The organism is Psychromonas hadalis ATCC BAA-638, from assembly GCF_000420245.1.
GTDB lineage: Bacteria > Pseudomonadota > Gammaproteobacteria > Enterobacterales > Psychromonadaceae > Psychromonas > Psychromonas hadalis.
The window spans coordinates 1-5,339 of the sequence record NZ_ATUO01000208.1; the positions used below are offsets into that span (position 1 = coordinate 1).

The 5,339-nt window shown below is 37.1% G+C and carries 7 protein-coding genes; 5 read left to right on the plus strand and 2 right to left on the minus strand.

Features of this window, described 5'->3' with window-relative positions:
• Positions 1-329: 329 nt before the first annotated feature.
• Positions 330-1,982, minus strand: a complete 1,653-nt coding sequence (gene pgm / locus G322_RS0117290; RefSeq protein ID WP_022942957.1) for a phosphoglucomutase (alpha-D-glucose-1,6-bisphosphate-dependent) — start codon at positions 1,980-1,982, stop codon at positions 330-332.
• Positions 1,983-2,070: 88 nt separating this feature from the next.
• Positions 2,071-2,706 carry a Negative modulator of initiation of replication gene (locus G322_RS0117295; protein WP_022942958.1) on the minus strand — a complete coding sequence of 212 codons (636 nt, stop codon included), beginning with the start codon at positions 2,704-2,706 and terminating at the stop codon, positions 2,071-2,073.
• A gap of 122 nt (positions 2,707-2,828) precedes the next feature.
• Between G322_RS0117295 and G322_RS0117300 the strand changes: the two genes are divergently transcribed.
• The 5 genes from G322_RS0117300 to fur are packed head-to-tail and all read left to right on the plus strand — an operon-like array spanning position 2,829 to position 5,190.
• On the plus strand, positions 2,829-3,617 hold the full coding sequence (locus G322_RS0117300) for an alpha/beta fold hydrolase (RefSeq protein WP_022942959.1): 789 nt from the start codon (positions 2,829-2,831) through the stop codon (positions 3,615-3,617).
• Between the two features lie 54 nt (positions 3,618-3,671).
• The gene (locus G322_RS0117305) at positions 3,672-3,881 is read left to right on the plus strand and encodes a DUF2788 domain-containing protein (protein WP_022942960.1); all 210 of its coding nucleotides are present in this window, start codon (positions 3,672-3,674) and stop codon (positions 3,879-3,881) included.
• 34 nt (positions 3,882-3,915) lie between these two features.
• Positions 3,916-4,188 (plus strand): LexA regulated protein, encoded by a 273-nt coding sequence (ybfE, locus tag G322_RS0117310; RefSeq protein WP_022942961.1) that lies wholly within the window; start codon positions 3,916-3,918, stop codon positions 4,186-4,188.
• 16 nt (positions 4,189-4,204) lie between these two features.
• Positions 4,205-4,732 carry a flavodoxin FldA gene (gene fldA, locus G322_RS0117315; protein WP_022942962.1) on the plus strand — a complete coding sequence of 176 codons (528 nt, stop codon included), beginning with the start codon at positions 4,205-4,207 and terminating at the stop codon, positions 4,730-4,732.
• A gap of 35 nt (positions 4,733-4,767) precedes the next feature.
• Entirely contained in the window at positions 4,768-5,190 is a 423-nt protein-coding gene (gene fur / locus G322_RS0117320; RefSeq protein WP_022942963.1) for a ferric iron uptake transcriptional regulator, read from the plus strand.
• The last annotated feature ends 149 nt before the right edge of the window (positions 5,191-5,339 follow it).

Below are 5,339 nucleotides of genomic sequence, written 5' to 3' on the forward strand. Positions count from 1 at the left end.
AATCATTTTAAAAAAATAGAGTAACAGCAACCATTTTTTCGTCATCCTCCTAAACCCTACGCCCCTTTGCTACCCTTATTTTTAATTAGACAATAAAAAAGCGAGCTACCCATTCCTAAAAAAGGAGGATAATTCGCTTTATGTTAACAATTATTTTATTAATTTAGGATCGGCTTCAAAATTACTTGCGCTTTTGTTTTCAAAATAACCCGTCATTTAGGATTGGCTTCAACATTACTTGCGATTTTGTTTTTAAAATAGCCAGTCACTTAAGGCTTTTTGGAAACAATTTAGCGCAAGTTATTGTGTAACGATTCCTTAGTGAATCTTTACAACCCGGCTTTTGCAAATGCACTGGCTACGATCTGTTGTGCCTCTTCTTGTATTTTTGCAATGTGCTCTTCACCAATAAAGGATTCTGAATAGATTTTATAAATGTTCTCTGTCCCCGATGGACGCGCTGCAAACCAGCCATTTTCAGTGGTTACTTTTAAACCACCAATCGCAGCACCATTACCCGGTGCATGGGTTAATTTAGCCGTAATTCGCTCACCTGCTAATGTTTGTGCTTCCACCATATCAGGTGTTAAGTTAGCCAATACCGCTTTTTGCTCAGGGCTTGCAGGCGCATCAAAACGTTGATAAACAGGTGATCCAAATTTTTCAGTAAATTCACGGTAATGTTCACCCGGATCTTTACCTGTCACGGCAATAATTTCAGCGGCTAATAACCCTAAAATAATACCGTCTTTGTCGGTAGTCCAAACGGACCCATCTTTACGCAGGAATGAAGCACCCGCACTCTCTTCACCACCAAAACCAAATTTACCTTCAAATAGGCCATCAACAAACCATTTAAAACCAACAGGCACTTCAGACATCTCTTTGCCTAATGCCCCCACCACGCGGTCAATCATTGAACTTGATACTAATGTTTTGCCCACAATAGCATTTGCAGGCCATTCACTACGATGCGTAAACAGGTAGTTAATCGCAACGGCTAAATAGTGATTTGGATTTAATAGACCTGAACTTTTAGTGACAATACCATGGCGATCATAATCGGGATCATTGGCTATCGCGACATCAAACTTGTCTTTAAGTTTGATAAGTCCCGCCATTGCATAAGGTGATGAGCAATCCATGCGGATTTTTCCATCTTTATCTAATGTCATAAAGGAGAAGGTTGGATCAACACGGTCATTCACAACTTCAATATCTAAGCCATAGGTTTTTGCAATAACAGGCCAGTAAGCAACACCAGAGCCACCTAACGTATCAACACCAATTTTTATGCCGGCTTTAGCAATTGCATCCAAATCAAGCACATTCTTCAGATCATCAACATAAGGCTGTATATAGTCGTAATGTTCAACCAAGTCTGATTGCATCGCCTCTGCAAAATCATCTTGTAAAATATCATCATAATTATCATTTAAAATTTCATTAGCACGATCTTGAATAATTTTAGTGACATCACTATCAGCAGGACCACCATTAGGTGGATTATATTTAAAACCACCATCTTCAGGTGGATTATGTGATGGCGTGATAACAATGCCATCAGCCAAACTTTCAGGATGTTTATTGTTATATTGTAAAATAGCATGAGAAATAACCGGGGTAGGTGTATAACCACCGCCCTCTTGCACAATCACTTTAATACCATTAGCCACTAAAACCTGTACAGCAGAAGCAAACGCAGGCTCAGAAAGTGCGTGAGTATCTTTACCGATAAACATCGGTCCGGTGTAACCCTGCTGTTTACGATACTCTGCTAATGCTTGACAGATAGCTAAAATATGCAACTCAGTAAAAGCATTATTAAATGAACTACCACGGTGACCAGAAGTACCAAATGCCACCTGCTCTGCGGGCAGACTTACATCAGGAAGATTAATATAATAAGCAGACACTAACTTTGGAACATCCACTAAATCGCTTGCGAGTGCTGGTAACCCAGCGCGTTCATGTATTGCCATAATTAAAATTACCTTTATATAAATAAAATATGCTATTTAAAAATAGATAAATAATAACAATTCAGGCCTAAGCCTTAGGTTGTTACGCTTAAATTTCTTCTTTAATACGTTCTATCAAATGGTGTGGGTAACCCATCGAGGCCATTACCTGTGTTAAAATAATACGTTTTCGACCCGTATTAGCATTAGTCACCACCCAAAATGGGGTGTAGGGAATATCGCGCGGTTTACTAGCAACTAACAAATCCACTTCTTCTTGATTTGCTGAAGTGAGTAGCTGCTCTAAATTAATGCCTAAATAATCACGAGAGCGCCCTTTAACCACTTTTGACGCACTAATAAATGCTTTTTTATCTTCGTAATACATAGTGGTAAGCATCATCTTGAATTTATTAGTGATGACAGGTTCTTTTTGAAATGTCTCACTGGAAAATAACGCTGAGATACCCTTTGCAAATGCTTCTGGTAATGATGCGTTAGCAAATGAGTGGCTATGCGTGGCAACCTTATCTACTTTTATTTTTAACGCTTTAACAGGTGAAATAATATCGACTGCGACAAGTTCTTTTTCTGGCAATGTTGCAGGTAAATTAAGTTCAGCTTCTATGGTCTCTTTAGGAAGATGCAATAAACGACGCAAGATCTGTGAAGGCGTTTCACCAAACGCCTCTATATTTGCCAAAATATATTTATATAGATCATCTTCAATATCAATTTGTTTCATTGTTTCACCAGTTACGACTTCTATTATAAATTATCGATCCAAAACGACATTACCATGCTGCATGTATGTTAATATTGCACTCAGAATGAATCTCACTTTATTTTCACTTAAAATAAGATCTTATGCTACTTAATTACCAAATAAAACAGGCATCTAATATTGATATAGATAATAAAACTGAGATTATTTTTATAATTCACGGTTTATTTGGCAGTTTGTCTAATTTATCAACACTCGCGAATGAGTTACAAAGCAATTACCACGTAGTATTAATTGACGTGCGTAACCATGGAAAAAGCCCACACAGTGAAACAATGACTTACCCTGAAATGGTTGCTGATATTTTTGAACTTGCTGATCATCTAAAAATAGAGAAATTCTCCCTTGTTGGCCATTCCATGGGTGGGAAAATAGTAATGGGCTGCGCATTAATGGCACCAGAGCGAATTAAAAGTATCGTGATAGCCGATATTGCCCCTGTTAGTTATGCCGATAAACACAGTGAAGTATTTAATGGTTTATTGTTGCTTGACTTTAAAAAGATAAAAAATCGCCTACAAGCTAATGAACAACTTTCTCGCTATATCGACAGCCCTGAAGTCAGACAGTTTTTGCTAAAATCATTGCAGAAAAAAAATGGTAATTTCACTTTTTTATTCAATTTAACCGCACTTGCCCATAACTATATTCATATTCGAGATTGGCCATTTAGTGAGAAAAGCGTTCATCTGCCCACCCTGTTTATTAAGGGTGGAAGCTCTGACTATATCCTGCCCGAATATCAAAAAACCATTATTAAACAATTCCCCAATGCACAAGCTAAAATTATCGCCAATACAGGTCACTGGTTACACGCTGAAAAGGCAAAAACATTTAATCGTTTAGTGACACAATTTTTTAAAAAAAGATAAGGTATTAGCACCAACTTATATGTTATATTCTCCTTTTTAAATGAAGCATTAACCATGTTACAGCAATATACAGATCAAATTGAGACCTTTGGTTTATACGGTTTTTATCTTTTCCTGTTTTTATTGATGGGACTTTCCATTCAAGATGTCTTAAAGCGCAGTAACGTACCCAAATTTGGTCGTCATGTCGTTTGGGCAGTATTACTGTTTGGCTGTGTGGGCTTTGTTTTTAAAGCAGTTGTTGAGATACTTTGGACAATCTAGTCGCTCATTTTTAGGTAGAACGTTAGGTAGAATAATGGCAAAAGAATCATTTGATCGTATCACCCACGATCTTTTTGCTGATGAGGTACGCCCGGGTAGACCTAAAAGTAATCCGCACTCTCGTAAAGTTCAGCTTAAAATAAATAAGCAGAAACAGATATTACGAGATAAGCAGAAAGGTTTAAAACGTATTGAATTAAAAGTTGATAGCGAGTTATTTAGTCTACTCAATCAACTTTCAAAAAAGCAGAATATTAATCGCAGTGAACTAATTACCCAATTACTTCATGCACAAATAAATAATTAAGAAAGGTAAATAAGATATGGCAAGCGTTGGCATTTTCTTTGGTAGCGACACAGGCAATACAGAAGCTGTTGCTAAAATGATCCAAAAAGAGCTAGGTAAAAACCTCGTTGAAGTAAAAGATATCGCTAAAAGTAGCAAAGAAGAGATTGCAGAATTTAGCCTGCTTTTATTTGGTATCCCGACTTGGTATTACGGTGAAGCGCAGTGTGATTGGGATGACTTTTTCCCCGATTTAGAAGATATCGATTTTAATGAAAAATTAGTCGCTATTTTTGGCTGTGGTGATCAAGAAGATTACGCCGAGTATTTTCTTGATGCAATGGGACAACTGGGTGATATCATCGAGAGTAAAGGTGCTATTATTGTCGGTAACTGGCCGATAGAAAGTTATGACTTTGAAGCCTCTAAAGCACTTGTTGATGATAACAACTTTATCGGTCTTGGCATTGATGAAGATCGCCAACCAGAATTGACAGCATCTCGAGTAAAAGCGTGGTCTAAACAAGTTTTTGATGAAATGTGCCTCGCTGAACTAAGCGATTAATACGCGATTAATTATTATTAGTAAGGAATACGATTATGTCTTTAGAAAATGATGCCTTAAAAGAAGCGGGATTAAAAGTCACCTCTCCTCGCGTAAAGATTTTACGTTTATTACAACTGCCTGAAAACCAGCACCTAAGTGCTGAAGATCTTTATAAAAAATTACTTGCACAGGGTGATGAAGTTGGCGTTGCTACCGTATATCGCGTTTTAAACCAATTTGATGATGCAGGCATTGTCACACGCCATCATTTTGATGGTGGAAAATCGGTGTTTGAACTCACTCATCAAGAGCATCATGATCATCTTGTTTGTTTAAAGTGTGGTGAAGTGATTGAATTCAATGATGATCTGATTGAAAGTCAGCAAGAATTAATCGCTAAAAAATATGGTATCAAGCTAACGAATCACAGTTTATACCTCTACGGTGAACCTGTTGATGGTAAGTGTAACCACTAAGGAATCGTTACACAATAACTTGCGCTAAATTGTTTTAAAAAGCCTTAAGGAATCGTTACAAAATAACTTGCGATAAATTGTTTCCAAAAAGCCTTAAGTGACTGGCTATTTTAAAAACAAAATCGCAAGTAATGTTGAAGCCAATTCTA